The 17,503-nt window shown below is 62.8% G+C and carries 15 protein-coding genes; 7 read left to right on the top strand and 8 right to left on the bottom strand.

Annotated features, from left to right (window positions below; genetic code table 11):
• The first annotated feature begins 32 nt into the window (after positions 1 to 32).
• From FW796_RS11945 to FW796_RS11935, 3 genes are all read left to right on the top strand, one after another.
• On the top strand, positions 33 to 1,943 hold the full coding sequence (locus FW796_RS11945) for an ATP-binding cassette domain-containing protein (protein ID WP_404937885.1): 1,911 nt from the start codon (positions 33 to 35) through the stop codon (positions 1,941 to 1,943).
• Positions 1,943 to 2,524 (top strand): mechanosensitive ion channel family protein, encoded by a 582-nt coding sequence (locus tag FW796_RS11940; RefSeq protein WP_123726787.1) that lies wholly within the window; start codon positions 1,943 to 1,945, stop codon positions 2,522 to 2,524. Before FW796_RS11945 ends, FW796_RS11940 begins: the two co-directional genes overlap by 1 nt.
• 115 nt (positions 2,525 to 2,639) lie before the next feature.
• Positions 2,640 to 3,272 carry a LysE family transporter gene (locus tag FW796_RS11935; RefSeq protein WP_123726786.1) on the top strand — a complete coding sequence of 211 codons (633 nt, stop codon included), beginning with the start codon at positions 2,640 to 2,642 and terminating at the stop codon, positions 3,270 to 3,272.
• 57 nt (positions 3,273 to 3,329) lie between these two features.
• On the opposite strand, the gene FW796_RS11930 is transcribed toward FW796_RS11935, so the two are convergent.
• From FW796_RS11930 to FW796_RS11910, 5 genes are all read right to left on the bottom strand, one after another.
• The gene (locus tag FW796_RS11930) at positions 3,330 to 4,073 is read right to left on the bottom strand and encodes a penicillin-binding protein activator LpoB (RefSeq protein WP_123726785.1); all 744 of its coding nucleotides are present in this window, start codon (positions 4,071 to 4,073) and stop codon (positions 3,330 to 3,332) included.
• 3 nt (positions 4,074 to 4,076) lie between these two features.
• Complete coding sequence (gene lpoB, locus FW796_RS11925) at positions 4,077 to 4,664, bottom strand: penicillin-binding protein activator LpoB (RefSeq protein ID WP_123726784.1); 588 nt, start codon at positions 4,662 to 4,664, stop codon at positions 4,077 to 4,079.
• Between the two features lie 33 nt (positions 4,665 to 4,697).
• A complete protein-coding gene (locus FW796_RS11920) occupies positions 4,698 to 5,069 on the bottom strand; it encodes a YcfL family protein (protein ID WP_346633354.1) in 372 nt (123 codons plus the stop codon).
• Positions 5,070 to 5,081: 12 nt separating this feature from the next.
• The gene (locus FW796_RS11915) at positions 5,082 to 6,575 is read right to left on the bottom strand and encodes a COG3014 family protein (protein WP_346633353.1); all 1,494 of its coding nucleotides are present in this window, start codon (positions 6,573 to 6,575) and stop codon (positions 5,082 to 5,084) included.
• Between the two features lie 220 nt (positions 6,576 to 6,795).
• Positions 6,796 to 8,169: a COG3014 family protein gene (locus tag FW796_RS11910; protein ID WP_404937883.1), complete on the bottom strand. Its 1,374-nt coding sequence runs from the start codon at positions 8,167 to 8,169 to the stop codon at positions 6,796 to 6,798.
• Between the two features lie 242 nt (positions 8,170 to 8,411).
• On the opposite strand from FW796_RS11910, the gene FW796_RS11905 reads away from it, so the two are divergent.
• Positions 8,412 to 10,310, top strand: a complete 1,899-nt coding sequence (locus tag FW796_RS11905; protein WP_346633351.1) for a cytochrome c/FTR1 family iron permease — start codon at positions 8,412 to 8,414, stop codon at positions 10,308 to 10,310.
• A gap of 82 nt (positions 10,311 to 10,392) precedes the next feature.
• Complete coding sequence (locus tag FW796_RS11900) at positions 10,393 to 10,848, top strand: YaiI/YqxD family protein (RefSeq protein ID WP_346633350.1); 456 nt, start codon at positions 10,393 to 10,395, stop codon at positions 10,846 to 10,848.
• Between the two features lie 42 nt (positions 10,849 to 10,890).
• Here FW796_RS11900 and elbB read toward each other — a convergent pair whose 3' ends face one another.
• Positions 10,891 to 11,559: an isoprenoid biosynthesis glyoxalase ElbB gene (gene elbB / locus FW796_RS11895; protein ID WP_346633349.1), complete on the bottom strand. Its 669-nt coding sequence runs from the start codon at positions 11,557 to 11,559 to the stop codon at positions 10,891 to 10,893.
• A 49-nt stretch (positions 11,560 to 11,608) separates the two neighbouring features.
• Entirely contained in the window at positions 11,609 to 12,235 is a 627-nt protein-coding gene (locus FW796_RS11890) for a DedA family protein (RefSeq protein ID WP_346633348.1), read from the bottom strand.
• 207 nt (positions 12,236 to 12,442) lie between these two features.
• Between FW796_RS11890 and hemB the strand changes: the two genes are divergently transcribed.
• Together hemB and ppk1 are read left to right on the top strand one after the other, a co-directional pair.
• Positions 12,443 to 13,456: a porphobilinogen synthase gene (gene hemB / locus FW796_RS11885; protein WP_060841658.1), complete on the top strand. Its 1,014-nt coding sequence runs from the start codon at positions 12,443 to 12,445 to the stop codon at positions 13,454 to 13,456.
• An 18-nt stretch (positions 13,457 to 13,474) separates the two neighbouring features.
• Positions 13,475 to 15,688: a polyphosphate kinase 1 gene (ppk1, locus tag FW796_RS11880; RefSeq protein WP_346633347.1), complete on the top strand. Its 2,214-nt coding sequence runs from the start codon at positions 13,475 to 13,477 to the stop codon at positions 15,686 to 15,688.
• A gap of 173 nt (positions 15,689 to 15,861) precedes the next feature.
• Here the strand turns inward: ppk1 and ppx are convergent, their stop codons facing one another.
• Positions 15,862 to 17,364 (bottom strand): exopolyphosphatase, encoded by a 1,503-nt coding sequence (gene ppx / locus FW796_RS11875; protein WP_346633346.1) that lies wholly within the window; start codon positions 17,362 to 17,364, stop codon positions 15,862 to 15,864.
• Positions 17,365 to 17,503: the final 139 nt, after the last annotated feature.

Genomic DNA, 17,503 nt, shown 5'->3' with positions numbered 1-17,503 from the left:
TGCGAGCGAAGCTGGTAGACTCCGCCGCCATTATGATTCGACTTCAGAACCTGACTTTACAGCGTGGCCCGCAACGTCTGCTAGAAGACGCCGAGCTGACTCTGCACGCCGGCCAGAAAGCCGGCCTGATCGGTGCCAACGGCGCCGGCAAATCCAGCCTGTTCGCCTTGTTGCGTGGAGAGCTGCATCCGGATTCGGGTGACTGCTTCCTGCCCGCCGACTGGCGCATTGCCCACATGCGTCAGGAGGTCGATACCCTCGAGCGCCTGGCGGTGGACTATGTGCTCGACGGCGACCTGCGTCTGCGCCAGGTACAGCGAGAGCTGGCCGCCGCCGAAGAGGCCCATGACGGCGCCGCCCAGGCACGGCTGCACGCCGAGCTGGACAGCGCCGACGGTTACACCGCTGACGCCCGGGCGCGCAAGCTGCTGGCTGGACTGGGCTTCACCAACGAACAGATGGACCGCCAGGTCGGTGATTTCTCCGGGGGCTGGCGGATGCGCCTGAACCTGGCCCAGGCGCTGATGTGCCCGTCGGACCTGTTGCTGCTCGACGAACCCACTAACCACTTGGACCTCGATGCCATCATCTGGCTCGAAGACTGGCTCAAGGGTTATCCCGGCACCTTGCTATTGATCTCCCACGATCGGGATTTCCTCGATGCTGTGGTCGATCACGTGGCTCACGTCGACCAGCGCAAGATCACCCTCTATCGCGGTGGCTACAGTGCCTTCGAGCGGGCCCGTGCCGAGCGTCTGGCCCAGCAACAGCAGGCCTACGAGAAGCAGCAGGCGCAACGCGCGCACATGGAAAGCTACATTGCTCGCTTCAAGGCCCAGGCCACCAAGGCTCGCCAGGCCCAGAGCCGGATCAAGGCCCTGGAGCGAATGGAAGAGCTGTCGGCGGCCCATGTGGATTCGCCGTTCGACTTCACCTTCCGCGAATCGACGAAGATCTCCAGCCCGCTGATCGACCTCTCCGATGCCCGTCTGGGTTATGGCGAGCGCGCGGTCCTGGAGAAGGTCAAGCTGCAGCTGACGCCGGGCGCGCGGATTGGCCTGCTGGGCCCTAACGGCGCCGGCAAGTCGACCCTGATCAAGAACCTCTCCGGTGAGCTGCAGCCGTTGTCCGGGCGCCTGACCCGGGGCGAGAACACCGTGGTGGGCTACTTTGCCCAGCATCAGTTGGACTCCCTGGACTCCAAGGCCAGCCCCTTGCTGCACCTGCAGCGGCTGGCACCCACCGAGCGCGAGCAGACCTTGCGTGACTTCCTCGGCGGCTTCGACTTCCGCGGCGCGCGGATCGACGAGCCGGTGCTGAATTTCTCCGGCGGTGAAAAAGCCCGCCTGGCCCTGGCCCTGATCGCCTGGGAACGGCCGAACCTGTTGCTGCTCGACGAACCCACCAACCACCTGGACCTTGAGATGCGCCTGGCCCTGACCATGGCCCTGCAAGAGTTCAGCGGCGCGGTGCTGGTGGTTTCTCACGATCGTCATTTGCTCAAGAGCACCACGGACAACTTCTTCCTGGTAGCCGACGGCAAGGTCGAGGAGTTCGACGGCGACCTGGATGACTACACCCGTTGGCTGGTGGACTACCGCCAGCGCAATGCCCCGGTCAGCAACACGCCGGTCAATCCGGACAAGACCGACAAGAAAGCTCAGCGTCAGGCCGCGGCTGCATTGCGTCAGCAATTGGCACCGCACAAGCGTGAGGCCGACAAGCTGGAAGTCGAACTGGGCAAGGTCCATGAGCGCCTGGCCAAGATCGAGACCAGCCTGGGCGACAGTGGTCTTTACGAATCGGCGCGCAAGGATGAGCTGCGGGATCTGTTGGCTGAGCAAGCCAAGCTCAAGTCCCGTGAGTCCGAGCTGGAAGAGGCCTGGATGGAAGCCTTGGAGTTGCTGGAAAGCATGCAAGCGGAACTTGAGGCGCTGTCCTGATGGAGGCGCTGCAACTGTCTTTGCCGGCGCAATGGATCGCGCCTCTGTGGATCGGCGTGCAGATCTTGCTGATTCTCCTGGCGGGCTACCTGGCTCAGCGTTTTGTCGCCCGTGGCCTCACCCGCCTGGGTGAGCGTTACCCGTTCCCGCCGCAATTGCTGATGCCCCTGCGTGGCGGTCTGCGCTGGCTGATCATGGGCAGCGCGGTGATCTTCGTCCTGGAGCGCCTGGGGGTTTCCGCCACGGTACTGTGGACCGCCCTGTCCGGGTTTGTCGCGGTGGCGGCAGTGGCGTTCTTCGCCATGTGGAGCGTGCTCTCCAACCTGCTGTGCGCGATCCTGATCTTCACCGTCGGTCCGTTCCGTCTGGGTGACGTGGTGGAGTTGGTGGACACTGTCGACAAGCCCGGCGTCAAGGGCCGGGTCGTGGCGATCAACCTGCTGTACACCACCCTGATCGAGTCCGAGGAAGCCGGTACCGGCAGTGCCATGGTCCAGGTGCCTAATAGCCTGTTCTTCCAGCGCTCGGTGCGTCGCTGGCGCGGCAGCGATGTGCTGCCGGTGGGGACTGGCGAAAAGTAGTCCCAGGGGACTGCGGACAGGTTGCGATCAGGAACCATCCGAGAAAAAAATATGGTCAGCCGCGGGTCGGAGGATTAGCTTAGGCAGTCACGACCAATCCAATCCGAGGTGTGCGATGGTGCTTGAGACATGGCTGGCGTTCTTTGCCGCCAGTTGGGTGATCAGTCTTTCCCCGGGAGCCGGCGCCATTGCGTCGATGTCCTGCGGCCTGCAATACGGTTTCTGGCGCGGCTACTGGAACGCCCTGGGCCTGCAATTGGGCCTGGCCCTGCAGATTGTCATTGTCGCCGCCGGTGTCGGCGCCATCCTCGCCGCCTCTGCCACCGCCTTCTATGCAATCAAGTGGTTCGGTGTGGCCTATCTGGTGTACCTGGCAGTCAAGCAATGGCGCGCGCTGCCCAGCGATCTGAGCGATGACGCCGCCATCCGCCCCATCGGCAAGCCTCTGGCCCTGGTGTTTCGCGGCTTCCTGGTGAACATCAGCAACCCCAAGGCCCTGGTGTTCATGCTGGCGGTACTGCCGCAGTTCATCGACCCCCATGCGCCCCTGGTCAAGCAGTACCTGATTCTCGGCGCCACCATGATCGTGGTCGATCTGATCGTCATGGCCGGCTACACCGGGCTGGCGTCCAAGGTCCTGCGCTTGTTGCGTACCCCGGTCCAGCAGCGTCGGATGAACCGTACCTTCGCCGGCTTGTTCCTCGGCGCGGCGGGCTTCCTGGCGACCATTCGCAAAGCGGCGGCCTAGGTTTTTCAGAGACAAAAAAAGGCGACCCACGGGTCGCCTTTTTCGTTTGCGTACGGCTTAGCGCAGGATTACCGGCGCTGTGTCCGGCGGCAGGTTGTTGCGCATCGGCGCTTGCCCCTGTTGCTCGTAGCCACCGCGACCCAGTTGCTCGGCCATCTGCCGGGTAACGTCTTCGCCCAGGGCCTTGGAGACTTCGCGCACCACCCGTGGCCGGTTCAGCGAGACACGGATGTCGCGGCTGTTCACCAGCTTGGTGTCCTGGCCTTCGCCCATGGCGGTGAACGCCGAGGTGATCTCGAAGGTGCGGGTGTTGATCAGGCTGAAATCCGCCACTAGGGTAAGGCCCAGCACCGCCGAGTAGCTGTTGGTATTGGCCAGCTCGTTGATGTCCTGGGTGAAGTCGATGTCCGACACCGTACCGAACAGCACATAGTCGGCACCCTTGAAGTTGCCGGCCTTGATGCGCTTGATGATGTCGTAGACGTTGGTCTTGGACGAATCGGTGTGGGGCGACCCCTGCACCAGCTGGAACATCCCGGACTTGAGAATCCCGCCCTTGATATCACCGGTGAACTTGCGCAGTTCGCCTTCTTCGATGTAGCTGGTGCTGGCTTCCAGTTCGTTGTAGCTGGCCGAACCGCTGGAGCTGTAGTAGCCCTCACGGTAGTTCTGCTGGGCCGAAACCACGTGAATGTATTCCTGCACACGTTCCTGGTAGGCCAGGTCCATGACTGCAACTTTCGGGGCCGCCTGGGCGCTGAACGCACAGGCCAGGGCCAGGATGCCAATCCATGCACGCATTGTTTAGCGCTCCGTGGTCTTGCGGATCTCTTTCTCGTCCATCCACTCGGCCAGACCGCTCTCGACGTCGATCAGTTGCAGGCTGAATTTGTAGAAGACGTCCTTGTAATCGCTGCTGCGCTTGACGATGGAGCTGATGGAGCCCTCAAGACGGTATTTGGCGGCGACCATGTTGCCAGTCTTGGCCACGGTGGACTTCTTGTACAGGCCGCTCTGGTTCTGCAGCTTGAGCTGGTCTACCTGGCTCTGCATGGCGGTGTTATCGCTGGCGAAGCGCGCGGTGCCGGACTTCATCAGTTGGGTCTTGATCGAGGTGGTGATCTCGCGGGTGTCGATGTACTCGCTGGTCTTGTTCTTCACATCGTAGACCTGCACCACCGGGCGACCCTGGAGGATGCCGGACTGGGCCAGGGAGCGAGTCATGGACTCGGCGATCATCTGCAGGTCGGTGGAGCCGAACTCGTTGGTCACCAGTTCCACGGCCTTGCTGTCGCCGTAGCTGATGTTCTTGCCGCCCAGGACCGGGGAGGTATTGGCGCAGCCGCTGGCCAGCAGGGCGACCACGGCGAGGAAGGAAAAGCGTGCAAACATGGAAGTGCTCTCTTGATCGGGTTCAGGAACGGCTTATTGGGTTTTGACTTCCAGGCGGAAGTCAGTGGCCTTGGGCACCGGTGCGATGGCCGGCAGGAAGGTGGCCTGGGCCGCGTACAGGTTGAAGACTTTCCAGCTTTCTTCATCGGCAACCGGGAAACCGTCGTCACCCAGCCAGACAAAGCGGTAGTACATGGTCATGTTGGTGTGGCTGGTGTTGTTCAGCGCCACCTTGACCGTCAGGAAGCCGTTTTCACGGGCGACCCGCATCGCGCCGATGGCGATGTTGTTGAACTTGTTCATCACCACCACCTTGCTCGCGGCGCTGCCGGGAGCAGGAGGTGGTGGGGTGGCGCAACCGGCCAGAACGGCCAGTGCGGCAACAGCGAGGAGTTTCAAGCGCATGGGGGGCTCCGCTTAAGGACGTTGGTTGCTGGCCATGTTCTGGCCGGCGTTGTTCGGGATGACATGAGCGGCCAGGCCGCTGCTGAACACCTGGTTGCCCACCACCCGTAGGGCGATCACCTGATAGCGCTGATCAACCTTGACCTGCACTTGAGTGCCGCCCTGGGCGTTGGGCAGGCTGAGGCTGTGTTCGCCCTGCTTGAGACGCAGGCGGGCTACCTGGGTGTTGTCCGGCAGGGTACGCCAGGTGCGGGTATCGGCACCTTCGGTCACCGCCGAAGCCAGGCCCACGGCCAGGCCGGCCAGGGGATTGACCTCGTTGAGGTTCTTTTGCGCCACGCCACGGGTCACAGCGCGCACGGTGGTGCGCAGGATGATTCCCGGCATGTCGTCACGCAGGGCGCGGCGGGACATGGCGGTGGTGCTGTTGAGCAGGGTCAGGTTCTGCTGCTGACCGTCGATGCCGATCTGGGCAAAGGTCTGGGTCGAGGTGTCGGCCTTGATCACCGGGAACGACAGAGGGGTGATGACCAGGTTGCCGTTGATCGGCAGCGGCAGGGGGATGCGCACCGAGTCCCGGGCCGGGGCCAGGCCGCTTTGCACCACGATCAGCACGTCGCTCTCATCTGCCGCCAGGGCTGCTACCACGGGGGCCTTGACCGGAGCCTTGGCTGCCGTCTTGCGTTTGGACTTGGCCGAGGACTTGCTCGGGGCTTCGACTTTCAGCGGCTCCACGGGGGCGTCCAGATTCAGCAGCGCCTGTTCCAGCAACGGCGTGTTGGGACGCAGTTCCGCGGCCTTGCGATAGCCGGGAGCCGCCAGGTCCTTCTCGCCCAGAGCTTCATAGACAAAGCCGGCCAGGTAGTGGCTGAACGCACTCTGGTAGCTGTTCTTCAGGTTGACCACATCGGGAGCGTCGAGGGCTTCCACCGGGTAGCCCTTGAGGTCCTTGTACTCGGTCTTGACCCCTTGCTTCTCGGCTTCGTCCTCGCGCTTGAGGTATTCCTTGTCCCGCAGTTCGGCGATCACCGCTTCGCGTTCGTGGGTCTTCTTGATCGCCATGCGGGCGCCGTCGAAGTCGTTGCTGGCCAGCAGGTTCATGGCCATCTGGGTCGTCAGCATGACCTTTTCGTAGTCATAGCCTTCGTAGCGACGAACTTTGTCGTTGACCAGGAAACTGCCGAACTGGGCCAGGTACTTGTCGGTGTCGAGCTTGACCGAGTCTTCCCAGTTGCCCACGACTTGATCAGCATGGCCCCAGGCGGCCTGGCTGCCATTGAGGTCGCCCTTGGCTCGCAGCAACTCGCCCTTTTCGAAGTAGTAGAGCAGGTCCTTGTCTTCACCCTTGTTGTTTTTTTCCAGCAGGGTCAGGGCGGCATCGAGGTTGCCGGCGCGCAGTTGCTGGTTGGTTTCCTGAAGCTCGTTGTCGTAGCTACGGAAGGCCGAACAGCCAGCGAGCAGAGTGACTGCGCCAAGCGCAATCGAGGTGAGGACGCGGGATGCCATGGGTACTTCTTCTTCCCTGAATGAGACAGCCTGGCGTGCGGGTCGGGCTGGACGAACCCACTGGCAGGAACAGCGGCTATCCTGCCAATTCCTCATAAAAAGAGGAGCTTAAATGCCGTCTCGCGATAACGAGGGCGCGGCATTATAAACGCGGACTCTGGCGCTGTAATGGCTTTTTAACTTCAATTTGATTGGTGTTTGCCACTATGTGAGCCGCTGCTCATTGGTTGCCGAACCAGGCCGCCAGCGGGTTCTTTTCCAGGGGGGCAGGGGCGATGACGAACAGCTGATCACCCACGCGCCGCAGGCTGATGACCTGGTAGCGCTGGTCCAGCTTGAAGCGCAATTGGCCTGTCTTGCCCAGGGTCAGTCTGTGTTGGCCTTTTTTCAGGCGCAGGCGAGTCACTTGGGTGGTGTCGGGGAGGGTGCGCCAGGTGCGGGTGTCGGCATCTTCTATCAGCACGTTGAGACGCTGACGTTCCTTGGCCCGTTCCGGGTCCTTCTTCAACTGCTGGGCCTGGAAGGATGCGTAGGACTGGGCGCGATAGGTGGTACGCAGGATGATCCCCGGCATATCGTCACGCAGGGCGCGGCGGGACATGGCGCTGACACTGTTGAGGGCTGTCAGCGTCTGTTTGCGGCCATCCACACTGACCTGGCCCAGGGCGCTGGTGGAGTTGTCGGCCACCATGATCGGAAAGGACATCAGTGTGGGGATCGGCTGACCCTCGATGTCCACGGTCACCGGCAATTGCACCGAGCCGCGGGCGGGTGCCAGGCCGTTTTGCACGATGATCAGCAGGTCGCTTTCGTCGGCCTTGGCGGTCGCCCGATCGAGGCTGCCCAGGGCCTGCTCCAGCAGCGGAGTATGGGGGCGCAGCTCGATGGCCTGGCGATAACCGGCGGCGGCCAGGGCTTTTTCCCCCAGGGCTTCGTAGAGGTAGCCGGCCAGGTAATGGCTGAAGGCGCTCTGGTAGCTGTTTTTCAGCGCCAGCACTTCGGGGGCGTCCAGGGTGGCGACCGGATAGCCCTGCAGATCCTGGTAGCGCACGTTGATGCCCTGGTTGCGGGCCTGCTCTTCGAGTTGCAGGTATTGCTTGTCCCGCAGCTCGGCGATCAGCGCTTCGCGCTCATGGGTTTTCTTGATCTCGATGCGCGCGCCGTCGAAGTCCTGCAGGGCCAGGTGGTTGATCGCCATCTGGGTGGTGAGCATGACCTTTTCGTAGTCGTAGCCTTCGTAGCGCCGGACCTTGTCGTTGATCAGGTAGCTACCGAATTGGGCCAGGTATTTGGCGCTGTCGAACTTCACCGATTCCTCCCAGGTGAACACCACCCGGTCGGCCCGGCGCCAGGCCAGCTGGCTGCCAATCAAGTCGCCCTTGGCCCGCAGCAGCTCGCCTTTCTCGAAGTAATAGAGCAGGTCCTTGTCTTGCCAGGGATTGTGCTGCTCCAGCAGGTCCAGGGCGCCGTCGACATTGCCTGCTTGCAGTTGCTGGTTGGTCTGTTGCAGCTCCAGGTCGTAGTTGCGAAAGATCGAACAGCCGCTCAACAGCAGCAGGATCGACATCAGCAAGGGTATGAGGCAGCGGGTCATAGATGGTGTTTCTTCCCTGAACGAGACCTGCAAGAGGTGGCGCATTATCAGTGGCAGGCAGTGGGCAGGGAAGGGCTATCGGGTCGTGGTGGTCGGCTTGAGCGCTTGTCGCACGGTCGGCGGGCGGGTGCCGTTGGGCAGGCGGTGGTCGGCGCAAGTGTTTCAACAGGCGGATAAGCCTTGAGTGAAACTCACTGGGAGTGAACAATATGTTACTTCGTATTTCCATTTGAGATTCGTTCATGACTGGCCCTTCCCGTTTACTGGCATTGCTGGTGCTGCCGGTACTCGCGCTCTGCAGCTCCAACCTGCTGGCCGATACCGTCGATGGCGCGCCCAAGGCCCTGCATCTGCTGGATTACATTGGCGCCGATTACCCGCCCACGGTTGACGCTGGCAAGGTCATCGACGAGTCCGAATACCGCGAGCAGGTGGAGTTTCTTGGAGTCCTGCAGGGGCTGATCGCCGACCTGCCGGCCAAGCCGGAGAAAGCCGAACTGGAGCAGGGCATCGTCAGCCTGCGCAAGGCGGTGGACGATCGCGTCGAGGGTAGCCAAGTGGCACGCCTGGCGCGGCAGATGGGGGCCAAGCTGGCGGTGGCCTATGAGGTCAGTCAGGCACCGGTCATCACCCCGGACCCTGCTCGTGGTGCGCCGCTGTATGCCCAGCATTGCTCGGTCTGCCACGGGGAGAAAGGCGCTGGCGATGGTCCGGCAGGTGTGGGCATGACTCCGCCGCCGGCCAACCTGCGCGATGCCGAGCGTCTTGATCGCCTGAGTCTGTACGCGGTCTACAACACCCTGGGGCTGGGTGTCGAAGGCACCGACATGCCGGCCTTCGCCGATCAGTTGGATGACCGTCAGCGCTGGGACCTGGCCACCTACATCGCCGGGTTCAGCGCCGATCCTGCAGCGGCCAAGGGCGAGCAGAGCTTTAACCTGGCCGACCTGGCCCGGCAGACACCTGCTGAAGTGCTGGCCGCCCAGGGGCCGCAGGCAGCCGCTACGTTCCGCGCGCAGCGGGCCCAGCCGCCTCAGGTCAAGCGTGGCCCGGCGCAGTTGTTGGACTACACCGCTTCGACCCTGGATAAGAGCCTCGCGGCCTATCGCAACGGCGACCATGAGCAAGCCTACGATCTTTCGGTAGCGGCTTATCTGGAAGGTTTCGAGCTGGTGGAAAGCTCCCTGGACAACGTCGATGCCACAGTGCGCAAGGACACGGAGAAGGCCCTGATGGCCTACCGGCAGTCATTGCAGGACGGGCTGCCGGTGGCCCAGGCCGAACAGCGCCTGGACGCCGCCAAGGCCAAGCTCAAGGCGTCCGCCGAGTTGTTGGGTGGCGACAGCCTGAGCTGGTCCCTGAGCTTTATCTCCGGTTTGCTGATCCTTCTGCGCGAAGGCCTGGAAGCCATTCTGGTGCTGGCGGCGATCCTTGCGTTCCTGCGCAATACCGGCCAGCAGTCGGCGGTGCGCAGTGTCAACGTCGGTTGGGGGCTGGCCCTGTTGGCCGGTCTGGCCACCTGGGCCCTGGCGGCCTATGTCATTGATGTCAGCGGGTCCCAGCGGGAGCTGCTGGAGGGGGCCACGGCGTTGTTCGCCAGTGTCATGGTGTTGTGGCTCGGGGTGTGGATGCACGACCGCCGGCATGCAGCGGCCTGGCAGGATTACATCAAGAGCAGCCTGGTGGGCGGCGGCGGACGTTTCGGCTTTGCCGTGCTGGCGTTCTTCTCGGTGTATCGCGAGCTGTTCGAGGTGATCCTGTTCTACGAGACCCTGTGGCTGCAGGCCGGTCCCGCCGGGCATAACGCGGTACTGGCCGGTGGTGCCACCGCTCTGGTGTTGCTGGTGGGCCTGGCGTGGGTGATCCTGCGAGGCTCGGCCAAGCTGCCTCTGGCGCTGTTCTTCGGCATCAACGCGGCGCTGTTGTGTGCCTTGTCGGTGGTATTTGCCGGGCACGGGGTCAAGGCGTTGCAGGAAGCGGGCATCTTCGGCACCCGGCCGGTACCCTTCTTCGACTTCGACTGGCTGGGCATTCATGCTGATGCCTACTCGCTGGGGGCTCAGGCCGTGGCGATCCTGGCGATCGTGGTGCTGTACAGTCGCAGCCGCATGAGTGAGAAGCAGCGACTGCGCGCGTCTTGAGTCGGCAGCGTCGCTGATCGCGGGCAAGCCCGTTCCTGCGGGGGCTGGCTTGCCCGTTTTGCATTTTGTGAGGAGAACATCAATGCGTGTCTGGATCGATGCCGACGCTTGCCCCAAGGCGGCCAAGGAGCAGGTGGTGCGCTTTGCCTTGAAGCGCCAGTTCGAGGTGGTGCTGGTGGCCGGGCAAGCGCAGATCAAGCCGGCCTTTGCCTGCGTCAAATTGATTGTGGTGCCCAGTGGCCCGGATGCTGCCGACGATTACCTGGTGGAGCATGCAGTGCCCGGTGAACTGGTGATCTGCAGTGATGTGCCGTTGGCCGATCGTTTGGTGAAAAAGGGTGTGTCGGCCCTGGACCCGCGAGGCAAGGAGTTCGATGCGCAGAACATGGGGGAGCGCCTGGCGGTGCGTAATCTGTTCACCGATCTGCGGGAGCAGGGGCAGGTCAGTGGCGGGCAGGCGCCTTATGGCGAGCGGGAGAAGCAGGCGTTCGCCAATGCCCTGGACCGGATTCTGACCCGGCTGGCGCGTCAGGCCTGATGGAGGAGCCAGCGGCTCCTCCTGAAGTGGGGGGCTAGGGGATTACTGCTCGCCTTCGTGGGTCAGTTCCAGCACCCGGTCTACCAGTTTGTTGATCCCGGCGGCGGCTTCGCTGATGGATTGCGCCAGCATGTAGGCGGGGGTGCTCACCAGTTTGCGCGCCTTGTCTTCGACGATGTCGCCCACTGCGCATTCGGCGTGGCTGGCGCCCATCTTGCCCAGGGCTGCGGCGGTATCGGCATCGTTGCCGATGGTACAGGTCACGCCAGGACCATAGATTTTCGCCGCCAGGGCCGGGGCGATGCACATCAGGCCCACCGGCTTGCCCGCTTCGGCAAAGGCTTCGGCCAGGGCCAGGACGTCCGCCTGGACTGTGCAGGCCGCGCCTTCGGTGGCAAAGCTGGAGAGGTTCTTGGCCGCACCGAAACCGCCGGGCACGATCAGCGCATCGAAGTCTTCGACATTGGCCTCGCGCAGGTCCTTGACCTGGCCGCGAGCAATGCGCGCCGACTCCACCAGCACGTTGCGGGTCTCGGGCATGGCTTCGCCGGTCAGGTGGTTGAGCACATGCATCTGCGGGATGTTCGGGGCAAAGCACTGCACCTGGGCGCCGCGCTGGTCGAGGCGCAGCAGGGTAATCACGCTTTCGTGGATCTCGGCACCGTCGAACACGCCGCAACCGGAAAGGATCACTGCAACTTTTTTGCTCATGGTTTTTCTCCAGGTTCAGGGTGCTGACAGCATGCCAATGACCGGCGTGTTACTCCACTGGTGTCGTCGGAGCCTTGGCCTTGTCCTGTTCGGCGGCTTGTTCGGCTTCATAGATCTGCTTGGCCAGGCGGGCGTTCTTGAAGCGCCGCCGCAGCCACAGGCCGAAACCCAGTACCAGCAACGCGCCCAGTACCCACAGCTCGTACTTCTTGATGCTGCCGAGCATGCCTTCCATGACGGCGCCGAAGTGGTACGCCGCCGAAGCCAGGGCTACCGCCCAGATGGCTGCGCCAATACCGTTGAGCAGCAGATAGCGGCCCGGCGGATAGCCGGACAGGCCAATGGCCACCGGCATCACGGTACGCAGGCCATAGACGAAGCGGAAGCTCAGCACCCAGATATCCGGATGCTTGCGGATATGTTCCAGCGCCCGATCGCCCATCATCTGCCAGCGCGGTTTGCGCGCCAGCAACTTGCGGCCATGCTTGCGCCCCAGGAAGTACCACAGCTGGTCACCGGCGTAGCTGCCGAAGAAGGCAACCACCATCACCAGGTTGATATCCATGTATCCGCGGAACGCTAGAAACCCGGCTAGAACCAGAATGGTTTCGCCTTCGAAAAACGTGCCGAGAAAGAGGGCGAAGTAGCCGAAATCCTGAAGAAATTGTTGGAGCATTGTCTGGATGCTGGCGAAATGAACGCGCAGCCTACCCCTTCGACGACGTTCGGGAAAGTATCGAAATGTGTCTCGACGTGAACAATTGGGCCAATGACAATGAGTGTTGCTGCCGGTCAACAGCTTGAGCACAACTGTCATCTGTTCGTCATAATGCCCGCTTATAACTGTCACGCTCGCCCGCCAGCGCGGGCCCTGGAGTCCGCCGTGAGCTTTACCCCTGCCAGCCGTCTGTTCCCTGCCACTCGCCTGCGGCGTAACCGTCGTGATGATTTCTCGCGCCGTCTGGTGCGCGAAAACCGGTTGAGCGTGGACGACCTGATCCTGCCGGTGTTTGTGCTCGACGGTGAGAATCGCCGCGAGGCGGTGGCCTCGATGCCGGGTGTGGAGCGCTTGACCATTGACCTGTTGCTGGAAGAGGCGGCGCACTGGGTCGAGCTGGGGATTCCGGCCCTGGCGCTGTTCCCGGTGACGCCGGCCGGGCTCAAGTCCCTGGATGCGGCCGAGGCCTGGAACCCTGAAGGTATTGCCCAGCGCGCCACCCGCGCCTTGCGCGAACGCTTCCCGGCGCTGGGCGTCATCACCGACGTGGCCCTGGACCCGTTCACCACCCATGGCCAGGACGGGATCCTCGACGAACAGGGTTATGTACAGAACGACATCACCGTCGATGCCCTGGTGCGTCAGGCCCTGTCCCACGCCGAGGCCGGAGCCCAGGTGGTGGCACCGTCGGACATGATGGACGGGCGGGTCCAGGCGATTCGCGAAGCCCTGGAGCTGGCGGGGCATGTCAATGTGCGGATCATGGCCTACTCGGCCAAGTATGCCAGTGCCTACTACGGCCCCTTCCGCGATGCGGTGGGCTCGGCGCTGAACCTGGGCAAGGCCGACAAGGCCTCGTACCAGATGGACCCGGCCAACGGTGACGAAGCCCTGCATGAAGTGGCGGCGGACCTGGCTGAAGGGGCGGACATGGTCATGGTCAAACCGGGCATGCCGTACCTGGATATCCTTTTTCGGGTCAAGGATGAATTCAAGGTGCCGACCTTTGTCTATCAGGTCAGCGGCGAATACGCCATGCACATGGCGGCGATCCAGAATGGTTGGTTGGGTGAAGGGGTTATTCTTGAATCCCTGACCGCTTTTAAACGTGCAGGTGCCGATGGCATCCTGACTTACTTTGCCGTTCGTGCTGCTCAATTGTTACGAGAGCAAAAATAGCCCTCCCAGGAACACGCGATGAATACTGAAGGACTCTCAGAAGTTGCCGTAAAAGACGCTCAGCCGGTGGTCGAGCAAGTGGTTGAAACCCCGCCGGAGCTCGAGCCCGCGCCCGTGGTGGCCGAGGCGCAACCGACGCCGGCCATTGTCATTCCCAACCTGGATGACAGTAGCCTTTATATCCACCGCGAGCTGTCGCAACTGCAGTTCAATATCCGTGTGCTGGAACAGGCGCTGGACGAGTCCTACCCGCTGCTGGAACGCCTGAAGTTTCTGCTGATCTTCTCCAGCAACCTGGACGAGTTCTTCGAGATTCGCGTCGCGGGTCTGAAGAAGCAGATCACCTTTGCCCGGGAACAGGCCGGTGCCGACGGCCTGCAACCGCACCAGGCTCTGGCCCGCATCAGCGAGCTGGTACATGGTCACGTCGATCGCCAGTACGCGATCCTCAATGACATCCTGCTGCCGGAACTGGAGAAGCATCAGATCCGCTTCATCCGTCGCCGTCACTGGACCACCAAGCTCAAGACCTGGGTCCGGCGCTTCTTCCGCGACGAGATCGCGCCGATCATCACCCCCATCGGCCTCGATCCGACGCACCCGTTCCCGCTGCTGGTGAACAAGAGCCTGAACTTTATCGTCGAGCTGGAAGGCATCGATGCCTTCGGTCGCGATTCCGGCCTGGCAATCATCCCGGCGCCGCGCCTGCTGCCGCGGATCATCAAGGTCCCGGAAGAAGTCGGCGGCCCTGGCGACAACTATGTGTTCCTCTCGTCGATGATCCACGCCCACGCCGATGACCTGTTCCAGGGCATGAAGGTGAAAGGCTGCTATCAATTCCGCCTGACCCGTAACGCCGACCTGGCGGTGGACACCGAAGACGTCGAAGACCTGGCCCGCGCACTGCGCGGCGAGCTGTTCTCCCGTCGCTACGGTGATGCGGTGCGTCTGGAAGTGGCTGACACTTGCCCGAAACACCTGTCGGACTACCTGCTCAAACAGTTCAACCTGCACGAGACCGAGCTCTATCAGGTCAACGGTCCGGTGAACCTGACGCGGTTGTTCAGCATCACCGGCCTGGACAGTCATCCGGAGCTGCAATACACCCCGTTCACCCCGCAGATCCCGAAACTGCTGCAGAACAGCGAGAACATCTTCAGCGTCATCAGCAAGCAGGACATCCTGCTGCTGCACCCGTTCGAGTCCTTCACCCCCGTGGTCGACCTGCTGCGCCAGGCCGCCAAGGACCCGCATGTGCTGGCGGTGCGCCAGACCCTGTACCGCAGCGGCGCCAACTCGGAGATCGTCGACGCCCTGGTGGACGCGGCGCGCAACGGCAAGGAAGTCACCGCGGTGATCGAGCTGCGTGCGCGTTTCGATGAAGAGTCCAACCTGCAGATGGCCAGCCGTCTGCAAGCTGCCGGCGCGGTGGTGATCTACGGCGTGGTGGGCTTCAAGACCCACGCCAAGATGATGCTGATCCTGCGTCGCGAGGCGGGTGAAATCGTGCGTTACGCGCACCTGGGTACCGGCAACTACCACGCGGCCAACGCCCGCCTGTACACCGACTACAGCCTGCTGACCTCCGACGATGCCCTGTGCGAAGACGTCGGCAAGCTGTTCAGCCAGCTGATCGGCATGGGCAAGACCCTGCGCATGAAGAAGCTGCTGCATGCGCCGTTCACCCTGAAGAAGGGCATGCTCGACATGATCGCCCGGGAGACCCAGTTCGCCCTGGACGGCAAGCCGGCGCACATCATCGCCAAGTTCAACTCGCTGACCGATCCGAAGATCATCCGCGCGCTGTACAAGGCCAGCCAGTCCGGCGTGCGCATCGACCTGGTGGTGCGGGGCATGTGCTGCTTGCGTCCGGGGATTGCCGGGGTTTCCCACAACATCCATGTGCGCTCCATCATCGGTCGCTTCCTAGAGCACACTCGGGTGTTCTACTTCCTCAACGGTGGCGAGGAGCAGATGTTCCTTTCCAGTGCCGACTGGATGGAGCGCAACCTCGACAAGCGGGTCGAGACTTGCTTCCCGGTGGAAGGCAAGAAGCTGATCCTGCGGGTCAAGAAAGAGCTGGAAAGTTATCTCACCGATAACACCCACAGCTGGAGCCTGCAGTCCGACGGTCGTTACATCCGCAACACGCCGACCGGCAACCAGAACCCGCGCAGTGCCCAGGCGACCCTGCTGGAGCGACTCGGCAGCCCGGTGTTGCCAGTGCGCTAAGCGCTACAGGCGCCAATGAAAAAGGCCAGCCCGATCACCGGGCTGGCCTTTTTTATTGGCTTGCGTTGGGCGTTTGGTAGGAGCTGGCTTGCCAGCGAAGGCGGCCTTGAGAACTATGCAGGGTTTCCCGGCCTCTTCGCCGGCAAGCCGGCTCCTACAGGTCTGTGGCGGGGTCAGCGGACGTTGAGCACGATGCCGACCCGGGTCAGCCATTCGGCTTCAAGAGCGAAGTCGGCCTGGGTCAGCTGGTTTTCATCCAGCCAGTTTTCCGGGAACTCCACATCCAGATGATCGCCTTCGGCGCTCAGGCTCACCTGAGGCATCTGCTGGGTGCCACGGATGTGATGGAACAGGATGGCGAAGCGCAGCAGCACGCAGAGGCGGATCAGCTTGATGCCGTCATCGCCGAACTCGGCGAATTTCTCCTTGGGAATGTTGCGGCGGTGGCCGCGCACCAGCAGGGCCAGCATCTGCTGGTCTTCCCGGGAGAAACCGGCCAGGTCCGAGTGCTCGATCAGGTAGGCGCCATGCTTGTGGTAGTGGTAATGGGCGATATCCAGTCCCACTTCGTGAACCTTGGCGGCCCAGCCCAGCAGCTCGCGCCAGACACCGTCCTCCAGGTCCCAGTCCGCCGCCACCTGGTCGAAGGCGCGCAGGGCCTTGCCTTCGACGCGGGAGGCCTGCTCCAGGTCTACGTGGTAGCGCTCCATCAGTGAGCCGAGGGTGCGTTCACGGACGTCTTCATGGTGGTGGCGGCCCAGCAGGTCGTAGAGCACGCCTTCACGCAGGGCGCCTTCGCAGTGGTCCATGCGCTGCAGTTCCAGGGCGTCGAAGATCGCTTCGAGAATCGCCAGGCCGGCGGGGAAGATCGCCCGGCGATCGGGCTTGATGCCTTCGAAGTCGATCTTCTCGGCATCACCGAGCTTGAACAGTTTGCGCTTGAGCCAGGCCAGGCCTTCGGCATTGACTTCGCCGCTGCCCTGGCCGCCGGCCTTGAGGGCCAGGCCAATGGCACGGATGGTCCCGGAGGAGCCGATGGCTTCGTCCCAGGTCAGGCGATGCAGGGCATGCTCGATGCTCATGATCTCCAGCCGCGCTGCGGTGTAGGCCTGGGCGTAGCGGGCGGGGGTGATCTTGCCGTCGCGGAAGTAGCGCTGGGTGAAGCTGACGCAGCCCATCTGCAGGCTTTCCCGCAGCAGGGGCTCGAAGCGCTGGCCGATGATGAATTCGGTACTACCGCCACCGATGTCGGCCACCAGGCGCTTGCCCGGGGTATCGGCGAGGGTGTGAGACACCCCGAGGTAGATCAGTCGGGCCTCTTCACGGCCGGAGATGACCTCGACCGGGTGGCCGAGAATCTCCTCGGCCCGGCGAATGAACTCACCGCGGTTGCGGGCTTCACGCAGGGCGTTGGTGCCGACGATGCGCACTGTGCCCGGCGGCATGCCATTGATCAGTTGGGCGAAGCGCTTGAGGCAGTCGAGCCCGCGCTGCATGGATTCTTCGTTGAGCTGGCGTTCTTCGTTGATTCCGGCGGCCAGTTGAACCTTTTCACCGAGCCGCTCGAGAATGCGGATTTCACCGTTCCGGGCCTTGGCCACGACCATGTGAAAGCTGTTGGAGCCCAGATCGATCGCGGCGATCAGGGACAGATTCTTGGCTTGGGATTGGGGCATGGTTGGGGGTCTCGGTCGATAACCTCGCCATCCTGCCACGATCAACGGCTCGCGCCAACGCGCAGTGTCCAATGCGTTGATTCAACGCATAAAACCCTCGGCAGGCTGCGCTGTCGCTGTTCGCCGGCCAGCCGGATCC

The organism is Pseudomonas sp. 910_21, from assembly GCF_052850735.1.
The sequence above is the reverse complement of the archived record's forward strand: the minus strand, read 5'-3'. Positions and strand labels throughout refer to the sequence as shown.

What these genes read in the sequence shown, in the direction of transcription:
- FW796_RS11945 (WP_404937885.1), top strand. Translation starts at nt 33, where the DNA reads ATGATTCGACTTCAGAACCTGACTTTACAGCGTGGCCCGCAACGTCTG.
- FW796_RS11940 (WP_123726787.1), top strand. Translation starts at nt 1,943, where the DNA reads ATGGAGGCGCTGCAACTGTCTTTGCCGGCGCAATGGATCGCGCCTCTG.
- FW796_RS11935 (WP_123726786.1), top strand. Translation starts at nt 2,640, where the DNA reads ATGGTGCTTGAGACATGGCTGGCGTTCTTTGCCGCCAGTTGGGTGATC.
- FW796_RS11930 (WP_123726785.1), bottom strand. Translation starts at nt 4,073, where the DNA reads ATGCGTGCATGGATTGGCATCCTGGCCCTGGCCTGTGCGTTCAGCGCC.
- lpoB (WP_123726784.1), bottom strand. Translation starts at nt 4,664, where the DNA reads ATGTTTGCACGCTTTTCCTTCCTCGCCGTGGTCGCCCTGCTGGCCAGC.
- FW796_RS11920 (WP_346633354.1), bottom strand. Translation starts at nt 5,069, where the DNA reads ATGCGCTTGAAACTCCTCGCTGTTGCCGCACTGGCCGTTCTGGCCGGT.
- FW796_RS11915 (WP_346633353.1), bottom strand. Translation starts at nt 6,575, where the DNA reads ATGGCATCCCGCGTCCTCACCTCGATTGCGCTTGGCGCAGTCACTCTG.
- FW796_RS11910 (WP_404937883.1), bottom strand. Translation starts at nt 8,169, where the DNA reads ATGACCCGCTGCCTCATACCCTTGCTGATGTCGATCCTGCTGCTGTTG.
- FW796_RS11905 (WP_346633351.1), top strand. Translation starts at nt 8,412, where the DNA reads ATGACTGGCCCTTCCCGTTTACTGGCATTGCTGGTGCTGCCGGTACTC.
- FW796_RS11900 (WP_346633350.1), top strand. Translation starts at nt 10,393, where the DNA reads ATGCGTGTCTGGATCGATGCCGACGCTTGCCCCAAGGCGGCCAAGGAG.
- elbB (WP_346633349.1), bottom strand. Translation starts at nt 11,559, where the DNA reads ATGAGCAAAAAAGTTGCAGTGATCCTTTCCGGTTGCGGCGTGTTCGAC.
- FW796_RS11890 (WP_346633348.1), bottom strand. Translation starts at nt 12,235, where the DNA reads ATGCTCCAACAATTTCTTCAGGATTTCGGCTACTTCGCCCTCTTTCTC.
- ppk1 (WP_346633347.1), top strand. Translation starts at nt 13,475, where the DNA reads ATGAATACTGAAGGACTCTCAGAAGTTGCCGTAAAAGACGCTCAGCCG.
- ppx (WP_346633346.1), bottom strand. Translation starts at nt 17,364, where the DNA reads ATGCCCCAATCCCAAGCCAAGAATCTGTCCCTGATCGCCGCGATCGAT.